The organism is Enterocloster bolteae (assembly GCF_002234575.2).
Classification (GTDB): Bacteria; Bacillota; Clostridia; order Lachnospirales; family Lachnospiraceae; genus Enterocloster; species Enterocloster bolteae.
In genome coordinates, this window is the sequence record NZ_CP022464.2 from 1,247,781 (window position 1) to 1,267,010 (window position 19,230).

16 protein-coding genes and 1 pseudogene are annotated in these 19,230 nt (G+C 50.6%); 7 read left to right on the forward strand and 10 right to left on the reverse strand.

Features of this window, described 5'->3' with window-relative positions; translation table 11 throughout:
- Positions 1-70: 70 nt before the first annotated feature.
- The 3 genes from CGC65_RS05795 to CGC65_RS32190 form a co-directional block, all read right to left on the reverse strand.
- Entirely contained in the window at positions 71-256 is a 186-nt protein-coding gene (locus CGC65_RS05795) for a (2Fe-2S)-binding protein (protein ID WP_002567869.1), read from the reverse strand.
- Positions 256-768, reverse strand: coding sequence for a ferritin (locus tag CGC65_RS05800; RefSeq protein WP_002567868.1), 513 nt, complete (start codon positions 766-768; stop codon positions 256-258). The genes CGC65_RS05795 and CGC65_RS05800 overlap by 1 nt, the downstream gene beginning before the upstream one ends.
- 148 nt (positions 769-916) lie before the next feature.
- The gene (locus tag CGC65_RS32190) at positions 917-2,272 is read right to left on the reverse strand and encodes a DNA-deoxyinosine glycosylase (RefSeq protein ID WP_002567867.1); all 1,356 of its coding nucleotides are present in this window, start codon (positions 2,270-2,272) and stop codon (positions 917-919) included.
- 418 nt (positions 2,273-2,690) lie between these two features.
- On the opposite strand from CGC65_RS32190, the gene CGC65_RS05810 reads away from it, so the two are divergent.
- Entirely contained in the window at positions 2,691-4,694 is a 2,004-nt protein-coding gene (locus tag CGC65_RS05810; protein ID WP_002567866.1) for an endonuclease MutS2, read from the forward strand.
- 6 nt (positions 4,695-4,700) lie between these two features.
- Here the strand turns inward: CGC65_RS05810 and CGC65_RS05815 are convergent, their stop codons facing one another.
- Positions 4,701-5,921, reverse strand: coding sequence for a helix-turn-helix domain-containing protein (locus CGC65_RS05815; protein ID WP_002567865.1), 1,221 nt, complete (start codon positions 5,919-5,921; stop codon positions 4,701-4,703).
- Between the two features lie 210 nt (positions 5,922-6,131).
- Here CGC65_RS05815 and CGC65_RS05820 point away from each other — a divergent pair, with 210 nt between their 5' ends.
- Positions 6,132-7,637: an MFS transporter gene (locus CGC65_RS05820; protein ID WP_002567864.1), complete on the forward strand. Its 1,506-nt coding sequence runs from the start codon at positions 6,132-6,134 to the stop codon at positions 7,635-7,637.
- Between the two features lie 40 nt (positions 7,638-7,677).
- Entirely contained in the window at positions 7,678-9,921 is a 2,244-nt protein-coding gene (locus tag CGC65_RS05825) for a glycoside hydrolase family 3 protein (protein ID WP_002567863.1), read from the forward strand.
- Between the two features lie 289 nt (positions 9,922-10,210).
- Here CGC65_RS05825 and CGC65_RS05830 read toward each other — a convergent pair whose 3' ends face one another.
- From CGC65_RS05830 to CGC65_RS05845, 4 genes are all read right to left on the reverse strand, one after another.
- Positions 10,211-10,633, reverse strand: coding sequence for a DUF2000 domain-containing protein (locus CGC65_RS05830; protein WP_002567862.1), 423 nt, complete (start codon positions 10,631-10,633; stop codon positions 10,211-10,213).
- Complete coding sequence (locus CGC65_RS05835) at positions 10,606-11,535, reverse strand: DMT family transporter (RefSeq protein WP_002567861.1); 930 nt, start codon at positions 11,533-11,535, stop codon at positions 10,606-10,608. The genes CGC65_RS05830 and CGC65_RS05835 overlap by 28 nt, the downstream gene beginning before the upstream one ends.
- Complete coding sequence (locus tag CGC65_RS05840; RefSeq protein WP_002567860.1) at positions 11,525-12,385, reverse strand: AraC family ligand binding domain-containing protein; 861 nt, start codon at positions 12,383-12,385, stop codon at positions 11,525-11,527. The genes CGC65_RS05835 and CGC65_RS05840 overlap by 11 nt, the downstream gene beginning before the upstream one ends.
- A 163-nt stretch (positions 12,386-12,548) precedes the next feature.
- Positions 12,549-12,770, reverse strand: coding sequence for a helix-turn-helix domain-containing protein (locus CGC65_RS05845; RefSeq protein WP_002567859.1), 222 nt, complete (start codon positions 12,768-12,770; stop codon positions 12,549-12,551).
- 113 nt (positions 12,771-12,883) lie between these two features.
- Here CGC65_RS05845 and CGC65_RS05850 point away from each other — a divergent pair, with 113 nt between their 5' ends.
- Complete coding sequence (locus CGC65_RS05850) at positions 12,884-13,282, forward strand: hypothetical protein (protein WP_002567858.1); 399 nt, start codon at positions 12,884-12,886, stop codon at positions 13,280-13,282.
- Positions 13,283-13,364: 82 nt separating this feature from the next.
- On the opposite strand, the pseudogene CGC65_RS32380 reads toward CGC65_RS05850, so the two are convergent.
- A pseudogene (locus tag CGC65_RS32380) lies at positions 13,365-14,174 on the reverse strand (hypothetical protein); the annotation flags it as partial.
- 400 nt (positions 14,175-14,574) lie between these two features.
- Between CGC65_RS32380 and CGC65_RS05860 the strand changes: the two are divergent.
- On the forward strand, positions 14,575-15,495 hold the full coding sequence (locus CGC65_RS05860) for an AAA family ATPase (protein ID WP_002567855.1): 921 nt from the start codon (positions 14,575-14,577) through the stop codon (positions 15,493-15,495).
- Entirely contained in the window at positions 15,485-17,269 is a 1,785-nt protein-coding gene (locus CGC65_RS05865) for a cobaltochelatase CobT-related protein (RefSeq protein WP_002567854.1), read from the forward strand. Before CGC65_RS05860 ends, CGC65_RS05865 begins: the two co-directional genes overlap by 11 nt.
- A gap of 68 nt (positions 17,270-17,337) precedes the next feature.
- On the opposite strand, the gene CGC65_RS05870 is transcribed toward CGC65_RS05865, so the two are convergent.
- Positions 17,338-18,354 carry a GH25 family lysozyme gene (locus tag CGC65_RS05870; RefSeq protein WP_002567853.1) on the reverse strand — a complete coding sequence of 339 codons (1,017 nt, stop codon included), beginning with the start codon at positions 18,352-18,354 and terminating at the stop codon, positions 17,338-17,340.
- 128 nt (positions 18,355-18,482) lie between these two features.
- Here CGC65_RS05870 and CGC65_RS05875 point away from each other — a divergent pair, with 128 nt between their 5' ends.
- A complete protein-coding gene (locus tag CGC65_RS05875) occupies positions 18,483-19,217 on the forward strand; it encodes a class I SAM-dependent methyltransferase (protein ID WP_002567852.1) in 735 nt (244 codons plus the stop codon).
- Positions 19,218-19,230 lie beyond the last annotated feature (13 nt).

Genomic DNA, 19,230 nt, shown 5'->3' on the forward strand with positions numbered 1-19,230 from the left:
GGTCTGATACGTAAAAAAGCGTGTCCCCCATGAGATATTCCGGTGTGAGGACACGCTTTTAAACTGAATGTTATTTGATCTTACCCAGCCGCTTTTTCGTATACTTCTTAGCCCTGCATTTACAGTGGCCGCATCCCGCGGCCAGATGCGTGGCTTTTTTTACTTTCTTAAAGGAATCAGCACCTTCTTCAATTGCTTTCTTGATATCGTCCTTTGTCACCTTAAAGCAGGGACATATGTACTTATCCTTCCCCATCACAGCACCAGTGAGGGAGCGGCGTAAACCCTTGCCGCCAATTCGGAATCCAGCATATAGAGTCCCTTGGGATCATGGCCGAAGAGGTCAAAGCGTTTTACCAGTTCGCTGGCGTTCTTCTCCTCCTCGCCCTGCTCCTTTACGAACCAGTCCAAAAACTGCATGGTGCGGAAATCCTTGACAGAGTACGCGGCGTCATAAATATCATGGATAAGCCCGGTCACATAGTTTTCATGCTCCAGCCCGGCAGTGAGAGGTCCCCTGAAGTCCTCAAACACCTTGTCCGGCTTGGCGATGGCCTCCAGAGTTATTTTCTCTCCGTTGTTCTGCAGGTACTGGATGAACAGCATGGCGTGGTCACGTTCCTCCTGGGCCTGGACCTGGTACCAGTTGGAAAAGCCGTTCAGCTCCGCGTCCTTGTAGTAGTTGGCAAAATCCAGATACAGATAAGCGGAGTAAAATTCTTTGTTTACCTGTGTGTTGATCAGTTCTGCTACCTTTTTATCTAACATGTACAGCCTCCTTCAATATATAATTATAATTGAATAATTATGTTCAGGTGTATCTCCATCATACTTGTTTTATATGCCTTTGGCAAGAAAAATCTGAGTATTTGGGACGTTTTGGGGGAATTTGGATCCGGGTTTTGCACCTGCTTTGTCAGAACAGCTCCCGGCCCCACGCCTCGGCCAGGCGGTCCAGGGTGAAAAATGCATTGGCAGGGCTGGTGGATGGACATTTGACGGCTTCCCTTCCTGTTGTTTCCCGGCAGTATTTGCGGTAGAGCTGAAAGGCCGTGTCGCCGTTGGCAAGGATTGTTTCGATGCGGGCTGTGCGGAGAATCCGGTTTAGGTCCGTGGGTATCACATTGCGGATGCTCCGGTCGCTGGAGCCCTTGATGTCACAGGCAGCCACCACGTCCCAGAGCGCGATATGATGGCGCATCAGCAGTCCCTTTTTATCCTCCGTGGTCTCCGGCACAGGTTCTTCAAACAGGCGGGCCATCAGTTTCCAGAAGCGGTTCTGGGGATGGCCGTAGTAAAAATTCTGTTCCCTGGATTTTACCGAGGGGAAGCTTCCAAGTATCAGTATGCGGGATGCCTCATCGTAAATGGGACCCAGCGTGTGGCATACCCGGGTGTAGCCTGCCGGAAGCTCATCTTCAATGTAATCCTCCTCGCTCAGCTTTTTCCTGAGCCGGCTCATGGGGGCTCCGATTCCACCGTCTTTAGCAATGGATACGGCAAAGGCGTTGATCTTCAGCTTGTTTTCTTCATAAAGGTCCATGCTCTGGTACAATTCTTTATAATCCTTAAGGAGACGGAGCTTCAGCTTTACCGTATTGGCCTTTTTCCAGTCCGTGCTCACCAGGCTGCCCTTCCGTTTCATATAGTAGTAAACAGGAGTCTGGATGGCCGTGAACCGCCCGGCGTACCGGATGAAGTTCAGGTTAAATAAAAAATCCTCGCACCAGCGCAGATCCTCATCCATCTTTAGCTGATGCTCCTGCACAATGCTGCGGCGGTACAGTTTATTCCACAGTACGCCGTAATAAAAGTCAGCCGGTTCCCGCATCATATATTCCGCATACTGGGCCCTGGTAAGAAGACCCCGTTCACGTATGTGCTGCTTTTCCGTAAACACAGCCCCGTCTACACGGTAAAAGTCTGAAACCACCAGGTCGCAGTCGAATTTCCTGGCCGCATGGACAAAGCTTTCCGTGGCATCCGGGGTCAGCCAGTCGTCACTGTCCATGAACTGCAGGTATTCGCCTCTGGCTGTCTCTATGGCCTGGTTGCGGCTGTCCGATACCCCGGTATTTTCTTTGTTGATGACGCGGAAGCGGCGGTCCATTTTTTCATATTCCCGGCAGATTTCCAGGCTGGTATCCTGGCTTCCGTCATTTACTACGATTATTTCCATGTCCTGGAAGGTCTGTTCCATGGCGCTGTTCAGACAGCGCCGCAGATATTTTTCCGCATTGTAGACAGGTATGATAAGTGAAACAAAAGGCATGTCAGTCATTCCTCCGGATTGTTGTTGTCCTTTTCGTATGGCACAATTCAGCCACAATTTAGTATAGCACAATTTGAAATAAAAATGTTGACTGGAGCCTTTAAATCTGCTATTATCAAATGCAGTAATATTTAAGCGAGGTGTCTTTTTGTTAATTGTGTCTGTTTGTGGAAGATAAATAAACCGATTGTGTACATGAAATGATTGTCCGCCCGGCGGGCCTGGTTTTGTGTACTCCGGAATCCATGACAGATGAATCATATGGTATCGTTTGGAACCTATGCGACATTGCCTGTAGTGGATGTCCGTAGTTTTTTTTTGTCTTCCATTTTTATGTTTGAAACCGATTCGATATTGTGAGATATTCCCTACAGGGAACATGGATGAACAAGGAAACAGAGAGGAAACAGACAGAACAATGAACGGAACATTTGAAGCATATAAGACAGTTGCATTTGATATCATAAGAGAACAGCTGGCAGACCTTGCCAATTCAGCAGAGGCCAGGGAGATGGCCAGGGGGCTTGTGCCCTGCATGGAAGAGGGGGAACTGCGAAGAAGCATGAGAGACACCACCCAGGCCAGGCAGATGCTAGAGCTGGCGGGCACGCCTCCTATGCCGGCCATGGAACATACGGCGGAGTTTGTGGCCCGGTCTGTCCGCGGCGAGCTGCTTACGCCGGAGGAGATGGAGGAAATCGGCATGTTCCTGGCTGCGGTCAGGCGGGTCAGGTCATATCTGGACAAGGGAATGTCCTATGGCATTCCGCTGTCCTGCTATGGGGAAAACCTCAGGCTTATGACGGAGCTGAAGGAGGAAATCGAGGGAGCTATCCGCCATGGCAGGGTGGACGACCGCGCGTCCAATACACTCCGGGATATCCGCCGGGACCTGCAGCTTCTGGAAGAAAAAATCAAGGATAAGGCGGAAGCCCTTTTAAAATCACAGAAAAAGTTTATGGCGGAATCCTTTCTGGTTACCAGGAACGGACGGCTGTGCCTGCCGGTTAAAAAGGAGTATAAATCTAAAATACCGGGCAGTACCATAGACCGGTCCTCCAGCGGCTCTACGGTATTTATAGAGCCGGAAACCATTGCCAGGATGCAGGATGAGATAGAGGGACTCAGGATTGAGGAGGACTGCGAGGAGAGGCGTATCCTGTACACGCTTATGGACAGGATTGCCATGGAGGAGGACGGATTTAAGGAGAACCTGGCTCTGCTGGCAAAACTGGATTTTGTGTTTGCCAAGGGAAAGCTCAGCGCGCAGATGGACGCCAGGGAACCGGCCGTCAATACCCAGGGCATCATATGCCTGAAGGAAGCCAGGCATCCCCTGCTGCCGGGGGATTCCAATGTGCCCCTGGATTTTAAGCTGGGGGGAGAAACACGGGGAATGGTAATCACAGGCCCCAATACAGGAGGGAAAACCGTTGCCATCAAAACCGTGGGACTGTTTGTGCTCATGGCATGTTCCGGCCTGCACCTGCCCTGCCGGGAGGCGGACATCGCCATGCGCAACCTGGTATTATGCGATATTGGGGACGGTCAGGATATTCTGGATAACCTTTCTACATTTTCAGCCCATATCACCAATGTGCTGGAGATATTAAAGCGGGCCACCGGGGAGAGTCTGGTGATTCTGGATGAACTGGGATCCGGCACGGATCCGGCTGAGGGAATGGGGATTGCCATTGCCATACTGGAGCAGCTGAGGCTTCGGGGATGCCTTTACCTGGTCACCACCCATTATCCGGAGGTTAAGACATATGCGGGCCGCCATGCAGAACTCATCAGCGCCAGAATGGCCTTTGACCGGGAAAACCTGCGTCCCCTATACAGACTGGAGATGGGAAAGACCGGGGACAGCTGCGCTCTCTATATTGCAAAGAGGCTGGGCATGCCGGAGGATATGATTCGGACAGCCGCCTCTGAGGCTTACGGAGACGGGGGAGAGCTGGAGAAGCCGCTGGAAAAGACCAGGGAGAAAACACTGTATAAGACCAGAGAAAAACCGCAGGAAAGGTCTCAGGAAAAACCGCTGGAAAAATCACCGGGAAGACAATGGCCGGGAGGGCTGGAGCGGATTTTGGTTCCCTGCATTGTCCCCATAAAGAGAAAACCGGCTGCCGCAGGCCCGGAGGAGGGGTATACCAGAGGCGACAGTGTAGAGGTCCTTCCAAAGGGGGAGATTGGCATTGTTGTGAGGCCGGCGGATCAGACCGGAAATGTCCTTGTCCAGGTAAAGCGCGAAAAACGCCTGGTAAACCAGAAACGTCTGAAACTAAAGGTGAGAGCCAGTGAGCTGTACCCTGAGGATTATGATTTTTCCATCGTGTTTGACAGCGTGGAGAACCGCAAAGCCAGACATCAGATGGAGCGAAAATATGTGGGAAACATGGAGGTGCGGGCGGAAGAATAGCCGGCCCTACACCCCGATGGAGGATGACGCCCTGTACTCAGTGGGCGTCATCTTTTTATATTTCTTAAAGCATCTGCTGAAGTAATTCAAATCCCCAAACCCCACATAAAACGCAATGTTCTGGATAGACATGCCGGAAAATGAGAGAAGTCCGGCAGCCTTTTCCACCCTGGCTTTAGTGATAAAGTTGGATACAGAGTCCCCCGTCTCCCGGTTAAACAGGCGGGAGAGATAGGAGGGGCTTACACGGATGCCCTTTGCAATCCCTGCAAGAGTGAGCTGGTCAGCCAGGTGGATGCGGATGTAGGTGACGGCCTTGCGGACCAGGGGAGAGTACTGGTCCAGACGGTTTTTACGGACAAAGCGGCAGTAGGCGCTTATCATCTGGGATTTACATTCCTCTGCTTCCCGTATGCTGTTGGCATTTTCAATGAGCATGGCAAAGTTGGAGGAGATGATGTCCAGATACACAGGATGGATGCCGGTGGTCTCAGCGCTTTTGCGGAGCATGGTATTCAGGGAAAAACCCAGGTTCTTTGCCGTGCGTAGCGGGTCCTCTGTACGGACAATGGACCGGCTCTCCTGTGAGAACTGCCTGTAATACTTAAGAGCCAGATCCTGGCTGCCCTGGGCGACCTCCTGCAAGAGCAGCTTTTCATAATAGTACCGGTGTTCCAGAAGTTCCATGGATGCCTCGTCCACACCCTCGGCCGACAGGTTTGATATCTCCTGGGTGTAATGTCTCTGCGGTTCATAGTGGAGATAGGGAATTTCCCGGTCCGTGCCGGTAATGACCCTCATGGCGGTCCGCATCACTTCCAGCATCTGAGAGCTGCCTACTACGGGCAGGCTAAGGCAGAACTGGCTGAAGGGGACAAGCAGGGACAGATTTTTTCCGTTATCCTGGAGAATTTGCTCGCAAAAGGCAGTATCTGCCGGATGGGAGAGATAGGGACCGGCGATGAGAAGCTGAGTCCCCCCGCCATACAGGAACAGGTTAAAATGAAGATTTATAAAATCCGTTATGTGATACAGGGTTCCCGTCTGTAAGGACTCCGCCATGGAACGGGTTATGAAAAAGGGGAAGCTGTTTTTGATGAAATCCGGAAAGTATTCTTTGATGCTGGTTTCGATGGCTTCTATTCGCCCGGGACACAGGATGACAGGGACCTTCAGCATGACCTCTATAAATTGCCTGGATATGAGCGCTTTTTCATGTTCTTCCATCATATTTCTCCCTGAATGATATATTATATAGGATTTGCACAAAAAAATAATAAAATATTGTACGAATCGGCTAAATAACTATGACAAGATATTACTAAATAATATTATATAATCCTAACTCTTTAAAATCAAGTGTGTTAGAATATTGTTACAAACATAAAGCCGGCAAACAAAAAATGAAAATGTGTGAACATAGGGAGACTATATATAATGGAGAAGAATAAAAGTGTTGTAAAACAGTATAACAACGCGAAATTATGGCAGATTGGGTTCTTTTCACTGAATAACTGCGCCACCAATATCGCCATGTTCCTGATGATGCAGTATTCGTACTTTACTCAGAATGTCCTTGGGCTGGCTGCTGCCATTGTGGGCCTGATTGCCACGGGAACCCGTATTTTTGACGCTGTTACGGACCCGCTGGTGGGATTTTTAGTGGACCGGACCAACGGCCGCTTCGGCAAGTTCAGGCCTTACATGCTTGTGGGCAATATCATTATCTGGTGCAGCCTGATTGTGATTTTCAATACGCCGTCCGGTTGGGGAATTTCCAGGAAATATATGTTTACCACGGTATTTTATGTTATCTATATTATCGGCTATACCTGTCAGACCGTTGTCACCAAGGCAGGCCAGGCCGTGCTTACCAATAATCCCAAACAGCGTCCCATATTTGCCGGGTTTGACAGTGTACTGACCCAGATGGCCAGCGCTCTTGTGCCCATGCTCATCACCACCATACTGGCTGAAAAATATTCGGTGGGGGAATTTGCGGGTGAGAACGGAAAGGGCCTGGGTATGATAAATCCTGCCATGTGGAAGGAAGCGGCTGTCATTCTTGCGGTGATATCCTTTGTGTTTACCATCCTTGCCATCATCGGAATCAGCGCAAAGGACCGGCCTGAATTCTTTGGCCAGGCAGGTTCCCAGCCAAAGGTAAAGTTCAGGGATTACAAGGATATCGTCATGCACAACCGTCCCATTCAGATGCTGATTATCTCTGCTGCAACGGATAAACTGGGGCAGCTGCTCATGAGCGGCACCATGACATACCTGTTTGCCAATATGCTGCTGAATTCCAGTCTTCAGGGTGTATTTTCAAGTATCCTCATCGCGCCGTTAGTAGCCATTTCCATCGGCGGTGTGTTTGTGTCCAGGAGGTTTGGCCTTAAGCGCACCTTCCTTGTGGGAACATGGGGATCCATGATTATGCTGGCCATTATGTTTGTGGTTGGACCTGACCCCAAAGTGCCGGCCATATTCCTGGGAATGTTCCTGGTGCAGAAATGTCTGGCCAGCATGGGAAACTCAGGTATCATTCCCATGATTGCCGATTGTACGGATTATGAAATGTACCGCAGCGGCCGTTTTGTACCCGGAATGATGGGGACTATGTTCTCCTTTATTGATAAAATCATATCCTCCTTTTCCGCCATGATTCAGGGATTTGCCCTGACGTTGGCAGGGGTGGGAAATGTGGTGATAAAGCCCAATGAACCTGTAAACTCCACCTTTAACATGGCCATTATGGTATGTTTCTGCATCGTGCCTATCCTGGGCCATATTGCCACAATCATAGCCATGCGCTGGTACTATCTGGATAAGGTGAAAATGGCTGAAATCCAGGACGAGCTGGAAAACAGGAAGGAAGCACTGGCCGGAAAGGGAACCCGCCCGGACGGCGCTGAGGAAGCAGCTGCCGGAGCAGTGTCATAAAACAGAGAAAGAGCGTAAACGCAGGAAGGAACGGAACGATATGAATAAGGCATCAGCTAACATTCGTTTTTATAAAAATGAAAACGGTCCTGTCATCGGAGTTACCGTAAGGCCGGTAATTGAAAAAGACGGGCTGTATTTCAGGGACCTGACAGGGGATGGGAGGCTGGCTCCCTATAAGGATTGGCGCAACACTCCCGCCGTGAGGGCGGCTTCCCTGGCGGCAGAGTTATCTGCTGACGAGAAAATCGGCATGCTGTTCGTCAATTCCTGGAAAATGGGAATTTACCAGGAGGACAGGACAAAGGTGGATGAAAGCGGTCTTCTCAACGAGGAAATTGTGGAGCAGGACGAGTCTATCTTTAATGTGGAAAAGACTTACGGAACCACATACACATTAAAAGAAATGGGTATACGTCATTTCATCCTGCGTCAGAATCCGGGGCCGGGAGAGCTGGCGGACTGGATTAACCAGCTTAACATGGTGGCAGAGGGAACCGGCCATGCCCTGCCTGTGATGGTCCTTTCCAATTCCCGGAATGAGCACGGGGAAATTGTGTTCGGCATGAACGATGCGGCAGGCGTGTTTGCCGCCTGGCCCGGGACCTTGGGAATCGCGGCAGCTGTCAGGGGCAGCGGACCGGAACTCATAGACAGCTTTGCAGAGTGTATCCGGAGGGAATGGGATGCAGTGGGAATGAAGAAGGGGTATATGTATATGGCCGATGTCATGACAGACCCCAGATGGCAGAGATCCTATGGAACCTTTGGTGAGGATCCGGGGACTGTGTGCACCATCATGGAGCGTCTGATTCCCGGCATACAGGGGAGCAGCCGGGGCGTGACAAGAGACGGAGTCGCTGTCACCATCAAGCATTTCCCGGGAGGCGGAGCCAGGGAAAACGGATTCGACCCCCATTATGTCCAGGGACAGTGGAATGTGTACCAGACAGAGGACAGCCTGCGCACATACCATCTGCCCGCCTTCCGCACAGCCATAGAGAAAAAGGCTTCCTCCATTATGCCATATTACGCTAAACCGTCAGCTGCCAAGAGCAGGCCCCAGTATGGTCCGGGCGGAGATGTCATGGAGATGGAGCCGGTAGGGTTTGCGTTTAACAGGTCTTTCATACAGGGGCTTCTGCGGGAACAGATGGGATTTGAGGGATATGTGAACAGCGACTCCGGCATCTCCAACAAGATGGCCTGGGGGGTGGAGGAGCTGGATGTGCCTTCCAGAATCGCGCTGGCTGTCAATACCGGAGTGGATATCATCAGCGGGTCCTTGGATGTATTTTCCGCCAGGGAAGCATATGAGCGCGGCAGGAACGGATATTACACGGCCCAGGGCCATCCGGTGCCCCAGGGGTACCGGGCCGGTGATCTGGTGCTGACCGATGAGGCTCTGACAAGGGCGGTGACCAGGACCCTGAAGGAAAAGTTTGAACTGGGCATGTTCGACAACCCATACCGTGACCCTGAGACAGCAAAGCAGGTGGTAGCCACAAAGAAACACTGGGAGGACGCTTACCGGGTGCATCAGCAGTCCGTGGTGCTCTTAAAAAACAAAGAGGGCCTGATTCCCCTGGATAGGGAGAAGACAGCAGGCAGAAAGGTATATGTGGAATGCTTTGGCTGCGAAGCGGAGGCTGCAGCCAGGGAAACGGACGCGGTCAGAACGTCCTTTGCAGGAAGGTTTCAGGCGGAGCTGACAGAGGATTACAGGGAAGCTGATTTCGCTATTCTGTTTATCCGTCCAAGCTCAGGCGAATACTTCCATTCCACCAAGGGGTATCTGGAACTGGATATCTGTGAGAACAAGCAGGTGCGGGATGTGGACAGCCAGGGCCGCCCGGCTGATTCCTTCCACCAGGAGACCACTCTGCTGGGGGCAGGGAGAATCCGGGAAATTTACGAGTCCCTTCACAGCAGGGGGGGAAAGGTGATTTCCAATATTAATTTCACCCTGGCCTGGGAAGTGGGGAACGTGGAACCCTGTGCGGACGCCCTTCTGGCAGGATTTGACACCTATACGGACGCGGTTTTGGACGTCATCATGGGAAGGTGTGCGCCCACGGGCAGGATGCCCATTACCCTTCCAAGGAACGACAGCGTTATCCGGGTGGACCGGGACGGCATATGCATATCCCGCAACGACGTGCCTGGGTACCACAAGGACAAATACATGCCGGAGTCCATGAAGGATGAAAATGGAAAGGCTTATGCCTACCGGGACAGCGAGGGGAATTACTATGAGCTGGACTTTGGACTGACGCTGGAATAGAAAAGGTGAATTGGCATATTTGCACAAAAAGGAAAATAAAATTAGTGCACAATTAAGCGCGTGTCACTGGTGATGCAGGCATTAACTGAGAGAGGACATTGGAGACAGTGTTCTTAACAGTTAGTGCCTTATTTGTGTCTGGACAGCCAGGGGGTGCGGTAGGACGAAAAAGACAAGAGAGAAGGAATATGAAAGACAGGATTTTTGGTGTTCTTCAGAGAGTGGGACGCAGCTTCACGGCTTCCCATTGCAGCGCTGACCGGTATTACAGCCTATTGTGCTTTCCTTCCTATCGCAACAGCGGCAGGTTTCCGGTCAGTTTATTAACCAATTTTTTGGCGCCGCAGATGCCCACCCCAAAGTACTGGAAGCTGTCGCCGTCTGTCTGGGCGGCTTTTGATGCGAATTCGTCGTAGTCATTGCAGCTCTGCGCCACATTGGAAAAATCCACTACTGTCAGCTCTGAAAAGCTGGGTTCATAAAGCTTAAGCCTCAGCTCTTTTAATTTTTCCTTACTTGCCTTCAGAATGGGAACCGGAATCGCGATAATGCCCAGATGGGACCTTCCGTTCCGGTCGGATACATCCGGCCCCACTGTTTCGGGGAGTTTTTTTCCCAGGGTGATTCCCATGATCCCGGCTGTATTGGCTATGATGCCGGTGGGCAGCTCCTCGTCGATTACCATTACACATTTTTCATTTTGGTGGTCCATATCTTTGGTTCTCCTTTTTTCGTGGTTTTCTGTTCGGATAAAAACAATCCGGCCAGTGTCATGATAATTCCCAATGCAGCCGGTATTGTTACCGGTTCTTTTAATATAAGGGCCGAAGTCAGGGTGGTGATAACCGGCACCATATAGATGTATACGCTGGTCTTTACGGGGCCCAGTATCTTTACGCCTGTGTTCCATGTCACGAAGCACAGTGCAGATGCGCCCAGCCCCAGGAATAAAAGATTCAGGATATTTTTCATGTCAGTAAACTGAGCCGGTGTCACGTAAAAGTCCATGAAGGCCAAAGCCGGCACCATAAACAGAATTCCGTAAAAAAAGGTCCTTCTGGTACTCTGGACAGTGCCGTGGCCCAATGCGCTGATTTTTTTTGTTAGGGTGGAATACACGGCCCATATGACTGCGGCAGCCACGGCCAATAAATCTCCTGTGGGGTTAAGGGATAAAGCGGCCCCATTGCCAAAGCTAATCAGGCTGATGCCTGCCATGGCCAGCAGAAATCCGGCAAAGAACCGGAAGCGTGGTCTCTCTCCTCCCAGGAACATCCAGCCCAAGATGGCAGTAAAGAAAGGTGCAATGGAGATGATGACGCCCACGTTGGATGCCAGGGTATAGGTGAGGGCGATGTTTTCCAGGAGATAGTACATGGTAACACCGCAGAACCCCGCCGCTGCATAGAGTCCCTCCTGCCGGGCGGATGTAAGGCGCAGGGAACGGGGGCAGGCCAGCCACAGCGCCAGATATCCCATGACAAACCGGATGAACAGGATTTCCACAGGGCTGAATGTCCGAAGCAGGACTTTGGTGGATATGAAGGTGGTTCCCCATATGAGGATGGTGACAAATGCGGCCAGATGGCCTGCGGCGGTACGGTTATGATTCATGATAATGCTCCTTTTGTTCTTCATCAGGTTCTGATAAGAATATTTTCTGATACTGTCTGGGTGTGAGCCCGATAAACTCCTTAAAGAAGTTGGTGAAATGGCTCTGGTCTGAAAATCCGGCCATGGCCGCTGCTTCCACAGGAGGCATGCCCTGTTCAAGGAATTTTTTGGCCTTGTCCAGGCGGATCGTCTGGAGGTATCGGTAGGGAGAAACGCCCACCTGCTTTGTAAAAGAGCGCAGCAGATAGGATTTTCCAAAGGTGGTCATGGACAGCAGCTCATCCAGGCTTATATTTTCTGAAAAATGGTCCTCCATGTAGGTGCACAGGTTTTGGATCCGGTCATCGGGCCTGGATATATCCTCTTCCTTAAATGGGGCGGCATATTCCTGGAGCACCTGCTCCAGAAGAAAGAACAGGGCTTCTTCTTTTTCAAGCCTTGTGGCCCGCCGCAATATGGCTCCGTACAGGGCGGATACGGACTGGGTTATGTCGCTGCGGTACACCACATTCCGGGTAAAGCGGGGCGTAAATTCCCGGCCTGTGATTTCCCTTACCGCCTGCTCCATGACAGAGGGATCGATGTTGACCGCACGGTAGTCCAACGGTTCCCCGTCTATGGGCGCGCAGTAATGGTTGTCCCTGGGATTAAAGAGAATCAAATCCCCGGCGCTGACATCATACTCTTTGTTACGGCTCCAGAGATGTCTTTTTCCGCCCTCCACAAAGCCTATGACGTAATATTCATGGAAATGATTGGGGAATTTCTGTACAACCCCGCTCAGATTGTAGGCTTCTATTTTAAGGTCTTTATCATAATAGACCCGGCGCTGTTCCTGCTCCTGTATCATTTTGCTGCTCCTTTTAAACTGCTTTTCTGCTATTTTAACACAATGGGAAGGGAAAATCTTGCAAGATATGACACCAGAATGGATTGAATTTAGCCGCTGCATTTTGTTTTTTGGAAATACAGGCGCAAAAAAAGATGAACAGCTTCACATGGCGTCATGTGTTCTATTCATCTTTTGCCGTCTCTTTTACTATTTTCAAAATATCATTGGGCGTGCAGTCCAGACAAGCGCACATTTTGGCAAGAATGGTAAGGTCAACGCGGGAAACCTTGTTCTTGCAGTAATTATTGAACTGAGTCCGCTGCAGGCCGCATTCTTCACACACAAAGTTTTTACTTTTATGTTTTTCTTTTAGCAGACGCTCCAAATCAATCTCAATATGCATTCCGTCCCCGCCTTTCTGTATAAGCTCCAGATAAGTATATCTCCGGATGTATTGAAATATAAGCTGTATTAAAGTACAATATGTATAATAATACAGGTGGGGGACGAAGCGGAATGAGAAAAAGACGGATGCATGCATCACTGATTCTGATGGCTCTTTGTATATATCTGCAGTGGGGAAGGGGCGTGTCGGTGAGGAATACCATATCCTCCTCCCGGGATGGAAAGAGGACAGAACACATAACCATTGTTGCGAATAAGCTGTACATAGGAGATAAGGAGGCATTTGCCGGGGATATGATTGAGACGTGTATCAACAATGAATTCCGTGATGTGCGGTTCAGCTATGACATGGGATATCCGGTGGAAATCACTATGGACATCTATACCAATGATACGGCCAGGCGGCTGGGACTCAGATGCTGTGAGGTACGGTATGCCCAGGCGGAAGAGGACCGGTACCGGTATAATGTGAAGGATGACAGGGAACGGTTTGTGATGACGGTGAAGTGAAAGGAGAAATAAAAAGCCCGGATTATTATAAGAGATAAAATACCCGGGCTTTATGTGCGGTAATGATTATTGGAGGATATTAGTCCTTCTCTCTATCCTTTTTCTTCATAAATTCAAAGATTCCATTTTCATCCAGACCGGGATTGGCCTGCACTGCGGCGTAAATCCGGCTGACGCAATCCGGGCTTTCCTCCAGCAACTCTGCTGTCTCCTCCGGGGAAAGTCCTTTTTTCATTTTCTTCATGACCAGAGATACGAGCTTGGTCATTTCTCCCTTTTCAATTCCATCCTCCATAAGCATCTGTCCGAGCAGGGTCATATTAATCTTCTCCTTTACTTTCCTTAATTCTGTTTTGTCGAGAAATTTGATGGCCAGGGCATAAAACATGGCTTCCATGCGGCGAAGGTTTTCCTTTGATACAGCTACATGGTCTGATTGAAGAATATCAATTAATTTTTATCCGCGTTCCGGTCCTTGATACGGATTACCTGGATGCGGTATACATTGATGCCGGTGACGAGTTCCTGTTTAATTCGCCTGACATGGGAAGTACATAGAACTGTGGTAATAACAGGGCAGTTATATATCAGGCTTAAGTAAGCTTCGTATTCCCTGAAACGCCGCAGATCCCTGGAAGTAATGCTGTCACTTTCAAACTCCAGATGCCGCAGGGAGCCGTCTTCCATCATATAGTTAAAATCTTCTTCCATCCTGCGAAGTTCAAGGTGAATCTGTTCTGTGGGAACAAGGCCGGTAATCCGACCCCTGACACCCAGGTATGGAAGAAGATCCTGACCAAAAAACATGGCAGCTGTTTTTAGGACTTTATCCTCCAGCTGATTGGGGGTATCCTGTATTTGATGGTTAGGGGGGTAACGTGTGTTGCTGCATGAGCCTCCTTTTCCGGTAAACATTAAGGAAGCTATTCCTATTATAATCCCTTTTTATATGCCGGACAATAGCCATGTATAGGTTGTGTGGATAATGAAAATGAAATAATTAGGATAAGCGTTTGAATATAAAAATAAATGGTAAGATGTTCAGATGTTAAGATAACACCAATGAAGTGGTGGGAAACAGACAAAGGGTATAACGGAATGTATTCCTAATGTACCTGGTTGGTGAGTCTGCTATTGTCTGGTAGTTCTAATATAGCATCCGTGACTTGGAGAAGCAGGTATAAAAACATTTTTACAAACCCTGCAAAAAAATATTTTCTCAAACCCGCAGAAAATCTGCACCATCAAAGGATTCTGTGCTACAATCAGACTGTAAAAAAGAGGAAGAGGGCATGACGGTGATTGAATTCTTAAAAGAGGAAAAGATAAACAGCAGCTTAATTGAAGGAATTATGGAATTCAGGGCTTCCCATCCTGTCAGGGAGGAGGACCGGGGCAGGATACCCGTGCCCAGGTACCTGTATTATGGAAGGGACGTATGGGAGCAGGCCGTTGCAGCTCTTTTGTGCGGACAGAATCTGCTTCTCACAGGGCCGAAGGCAACGGGAAAGAACATACTGGCCCAGAATCTGGCGGCAGCGTTTGGCAGGCCGGTTTGGGACATCTCCCTTCACGTTAACATGGATGCGTCCGGTCTGATAGGAACAGATACATTTGAAAACGGAGCCGTTGTGTTCCGTCCGGGACCGGTGTACCGCTGCGGAATCAGCGGGGGTTTTGGAGTACTGGATGAAATCAACATGGCCAGAAATGAGGCACTGGCCGTGCTCCATGGAATTCTGGATTTCAGGCGGACCATAGATGTGCCGGGCTACGATGTGGTGCGTATGGACGAGGGAACCCGGTTCATCGCCACCATGAACTACGGGTATGCAGGAACCAGGGAGTTAAATGAGGCCCTGACCTCCAGATTTTCCTGTCTGCAGATGCCGGCTATAACCGGGGAAAACCTGGAAAAGCTCATAGACCGGGAGTATCCCGGCCTTAAGAGGACATATGCCAGGCAGTTTGTCCAGCTGTTCCTGGATATAGAGAGAAAATGCCAAAGCGCCCAGCTCTCCACCCGCCCCCTGGACCTCAGGGGACTGTTAGATGCTGTCCGGCTCATGGAGCGGGGGCTGGATGCGGGAGCCGCCCTGGATATGGGACTTACCAACAAGTCCTTTGACCCCTATGAACAGACCCTGGTCCGGGATTTAATCAGGGCAAGGATTCCTAAAAAACTGGAAAGGGAGAAGCTGTTTGCAGACTGATATTAAAATGCAGGAATATGACGGGGAGGAGCGGCGGGCCCTCAACATGATATGGACTGCGGCAAAGGACCACTCCTTCCGGCCGGAATTCATGGCTTTTGACCGGTACGGAAGGGCAGACCTTTATCTCAACAGTATTATCGGTTATGTCCACAGATGGTATGACGGCGGGAAAGTGTCGGAAATGTTCGGGGCATTTCAGGGCACGGCGCTCCAGGATATCTATGATACCATATTCTGGCTTGGCCTGGAGTGCGGCGCCTATGAGAAGGAGCGGGAAGGGCGGCCTGGGTTGGAGGAGCTGCGCAGGGAATACTGGGCCCAGGTATTGGAGGAATCCAAATGGTCGGCTCAGGAAAAGCTGGTCCAGTCCCTTCAGACGGGCTGGGGCAGGATGGTTCTGGGAGAGAAGCCCGGGGTGACGCCCTGGGAGCGGGGGATTTTGTCCGGCCTGTCCTTTGACGGGTCTGCCGACACCGATGAAATCATGGAGCGCGTTTCCGGCATACTGTGGGAATATTTCCGGTTTGACTGCCGTTCAGAACAAAAGAGAAAAGAAAACAGAAAACGGATTAAAAGCATAATTAGGCCCTTCCGCTTTGTCCGGCCTGCCCACGGCGTGATTGTCAGGAATACACTGAATGAGCATGGACAGGATTCCACTGAATCCGGTGATGACCAATGTGAAAAATCCGGAAAGGCCCATAAAAAGCCTTCTGATGCAGCCAAGGGCTTTTGCTTCTGGCTGGAGGCATCCTCGAAACGGAGGGAGGAGGCGGTCCGCTCCTATATAGATGCCTGCTATGGTATTTCCATGTATGCAGAGCAGCAGAATCAGGCTATCTGCCATATGCTCTGCACGGGATGCCACAGCACATGCAGCCTCCATTTTACAAGGGGAGAGAAATTCCTGCAGGTCCCGGACCGCGGGGAATCGGCCAGACAGCTGTGGGAGGCGCGGCAGCAGAGAAAAAAGAACAGGGAACAGTTTGAAGCCAACAGGCCGGAGTATGAGAACAGCATACGGCGCCTGATGGAACGGATTCAGAATACCCTTCTGGTGGATTTGCAGCCTGTACCCGAAAAAAGCCGGCAGGGAAAAATGATGGGGGAGGCAGTCTGGCGGGCTGTGTATCTGGAAGATGACCGTGTGTTTTTGAAAAATTCAGAGGAAGAACGGCAGAATGTTTCCGTGGATTTGATGCTGGACGCGTCTGCGTCACGGATGGGGCATGAAGCCGTTATAGCGGCGCAGGGATATGTGATTGCCGAGAGCCTTACCCGCTGCGGGATACCGGTCCAGGTGTATTCCTTTTCCACCATTCAGAATTACACGGTGATGCGCCTGTTTCGCGGATATGAGGAGAAGGAGAAAAACAGAGGAATTCTTGACTATGTGGCAGCCGGATGGAACCGGGATGGTCTGGCCCTCAGGGCAGCGGGCCATCTGGCGGGACAGTCCTCCTGCGAGAAACGCCTGCTCATTGTGCTGACAGATGCCAGCCCCAATGACGAACAAAGGATGGCTCCTGTTTCGGGTGCTGTGCGGGGGAAGGAGTATTCGGGGGATGTAGGCATTGAGGACGCGGCCATGGAGGTGCGGCAGCTTAAAAAGCAGGGAATCAGGGTCATGGCTGTATTCTACGGCCTGGACAGCGACCTGGAAGGCGCCAGGAAGATTTACGGAAGCGGTTTTGTCAGGATCAAGGAGATGGGGCAGCTTGCGGATACGGTTGGAAATTTGCTGACCAGCCAGCTGCGGTCCGGCCGGTAGCAGCAGAATCATAAGGAGGGGATATCCCGGAGCCGGACAGGCTTTCAGGATATCCCTGTTTTTCTCCATTATGGTATGACAAGAACCTGCCCCACGTAAATCAGGTTGGGGTTTGCTATTGCGTTGGTAAATACCAGATCTGATACGCTGGTGCCAAAACGGTCTGCAATGGCCCAGAGGGTGTCGCCGCTTTTCACCCGGTATATGATGGCGCCGGGAATATCCGGAATCTCCAGAATCTGTCCCCTGTAAATTATATTCGGATTGGAGATATGGTTTAATGCAGCCAGCCGGTCCACGGTGGTGCCGAATCGTTTGGAGATGCTCCATAGGGTATCGCCGCCCTGCACCTTATAGGTGAGAAGGACTCCTATATCGCCGGGATTTGGTTCAGGCTGGGGTGTCCGGGAGATAATAAACATGGAATCCTTAAAGAAATCCATGTCCACATCGCCGTTTACTCCCGGTACCCGTCCCCTGTCCGAGTACTGGAAACCGTCCCAGGAATCCCATGGGCCCGTGCTCTCAGGCTGGTTTACATCGTAGTCAGCCACCCACAGGGGGTAGGAGGAAAAGTCACTGCTCCACAGGTAGGCGGCGTTGTAGGAGTCTGTATATAGGGCTGGATCATATCCCAGGAGGCTGCCCAGGGTTTCCATGAAAGACAGTCCGATGGCATTGATTTCCTGGGTGCTCAGACCTGGGAACGATTCAAAATCCATGGCCGGGCAGCAGTCAATCTGCTTGTCCCGTATCAGGGAATAGAAAAATTCTGCCTGCTGCCTGGCCTGGAAGGTGTCGGCGGCAGTCACATAGTGATAGTATCCGATGTTCAGGCCTGCATCCAGGGCTTTCTCATAGTTGGACTGGAAATAGGGATCCACATATTCCAATCCCACACCGGCCCGTAGATAGACCACCTGGATACCGGCAGCCCGGACAGCCTGGAAATCAATATCGCCCTGCCAGCTGCTGACATCCATGCCCTGGTACAGGCGGGAAGCCGCAAATGCAGGAGAGCACATGAAGCACACGGCAAAGATAAGGGACAGGATGATACCTGCTGCGCCCCGTAAATGTTTCATTGTCAATCCTCCTTAAAGGTAGAGTGTTAATCGGTACAATATACTATATGAAGAAATGAAAACAGCGGTGACAGGCCAGGGGGAATGTGCTAGAATGAAGGCAGCAATACGTGGAAAGGAAGATAATAATGAAAGAAAATAAATATGACAATGATATATTTTTTGAAAAGTACAGTCAGATGGAGCGTTCTAAAAAAGGACTGTCCGGAGCAGGAGAGTGGGAGACGCTTAAGGCGCTGCTGCCTGATTTTCAGGGACAGCGCCTTCTGGATCTGGGCTGCGGTTATGGCTGGCACTGTATCTATGCCATGGAACACGGAGCGGTTTCTGCCGTGGGTGTGGATATTTCCGGTAAGATGCTGGAGGTGGCCAGGGAAAAGACCGAGGATTCCAGGGTACGGTATGTGGAGTGTGCCATGGAGGACATTGATTTCCCGGATGAATCCTTTGACGTGGTGCTCAGCTCCCTGGCATTTCACTATGTGGAAAGCTTCAGCCAGGTGGTGGATAAAGTGAGGGATTCGCTGGCTCCCGGTGGATATTTCGTGTTTTCCGTGGAGCATCCCGTATTTACTGCCTACGGAAGCCAGGATTGGTACTACGATGAAAATGGAAACATCCTCCATTTTCCTGTGGATAATTATTACTATGAGGGGAAGCGCAAGGCTGTGTTCCTGGGAGAAGAAGTGGTTAAGTACCACAGAACCCTGACCACTTACCTCAATACCCTTCTGACCCATGGCTTTGAACTCAGCCAGGTGGTGGAGCCGCAGCCGCCGGATAGTATGCTTCATATTCCCGGTATGCTGGATGAAATGCGAAGACCCATGATGCTGATTGTGTCGGCCAGGAAACGTTCCTGACAGGGACGTCAGG

Bases quoted from the DNA above. Each gene is read 5' to 3' on its own strand.
- CGC65_RS05795 (WP_002567869.1), bottom strand. From the start codon at position 256: ATGGGGAAGGATAAGTACATATGTCCCTGCTTTAAGGTGACAAAGGAC.
- CGC65_RS05800 (WP_002567868.1), bottom strand. From the start codon at position 768: ATGTTAGATAAAAAGGTAGCAGAACTGATCAACACACAGGTAAACAAA.
- CGC65_RS32190 (WP_002567867.1), bottom strand. From the start codon at position 2,272: ATGCCTTTTGTTTCACTTATCATACCTGTCTACAATGCGGAAAAATAT.
- CGC65_RS05810 (WP_002567866.1), top strand. From the start codon at position 2,691: ATGAACGGAACATTTGAAGCATATAAGACAGTTGCATTTGATATCATA.
- CGC65_RS05815 (WP_002567865.1), bottom strand. From the start codon at position 5,921: ATGGAAGAACATGAAAAAGCGCTCATATCCAGGCAATTTATAGAGGTC.
- CGC65_RS05820 (WP_002567864.1), top strand. From the start codon at position 6,132: ATGGAGAAGAATAAAAGTGTTGTAAAACAGTATAACAACGCGAAATTA.
- CGC65_RS05825 (WP_002567863.1), top strand. From the start codon at position 7,678: ATGAATAAGGCATCAGCTAACATTCGTTTTTATAAAAATGAAAACGGT.
- CGC65_RS05830 (WP_002567862.1), bottom strand. From the start codon at position 10,633: ATGGACCACCAAAATGAAAAATGTGTAATGGTAATCGACGAGGAGCTG.
- CGC65_RS05835 (WP_002567861.1), bottom strand. From the start codon at position 11,535: ATGAATCATAACCGTACCGCCGCAGGCCATCTGGCCGCATTTGTCACC.
- CGC65_RS05840 (WP_002567860.1), bottom strand. From the start codon at position 12,385: ATGATACAGGAGCAGGAACAGCGCCGGGTCTATTATGATAAAGACCTT.
- CGC65_RS05845 (WP_002567859.1), bottom strand. From the start codon at position 12,770: ATGCATATTGAGATTGATTTGGAGCGTCTGCTAAAAGAAAAACATAAA.
- CGC65_RS05850 (WP_002567858.1), top strand. From the start codon at position 12,884: ATGAGAAAAAGACGGATGCATGCATCACTGATTCTGATGGCTCTTTGT.
- CGC65_RS05860 (WP_002567855.1), top strand. From the start codon at position 14,575: ATGACGGTGATTGAATTCTTAAAAGAGGAAAAGATAAACAGCAGCTTA.
- CGC65_RS05870 (WP_002567853.1), bottom strand. From the start codon at position 18,354: ATGAAACATTTACGGGGCGCAGCAGGTATCATCCTGTCCCTTATCTTT.
- CGC65_RS05875 (WP_002567852.1), top strand. From the start codon at position 18,483: ATGAAAGAAAATAAATATGACAATGATATATTTTTTGAAAAGTACAGT.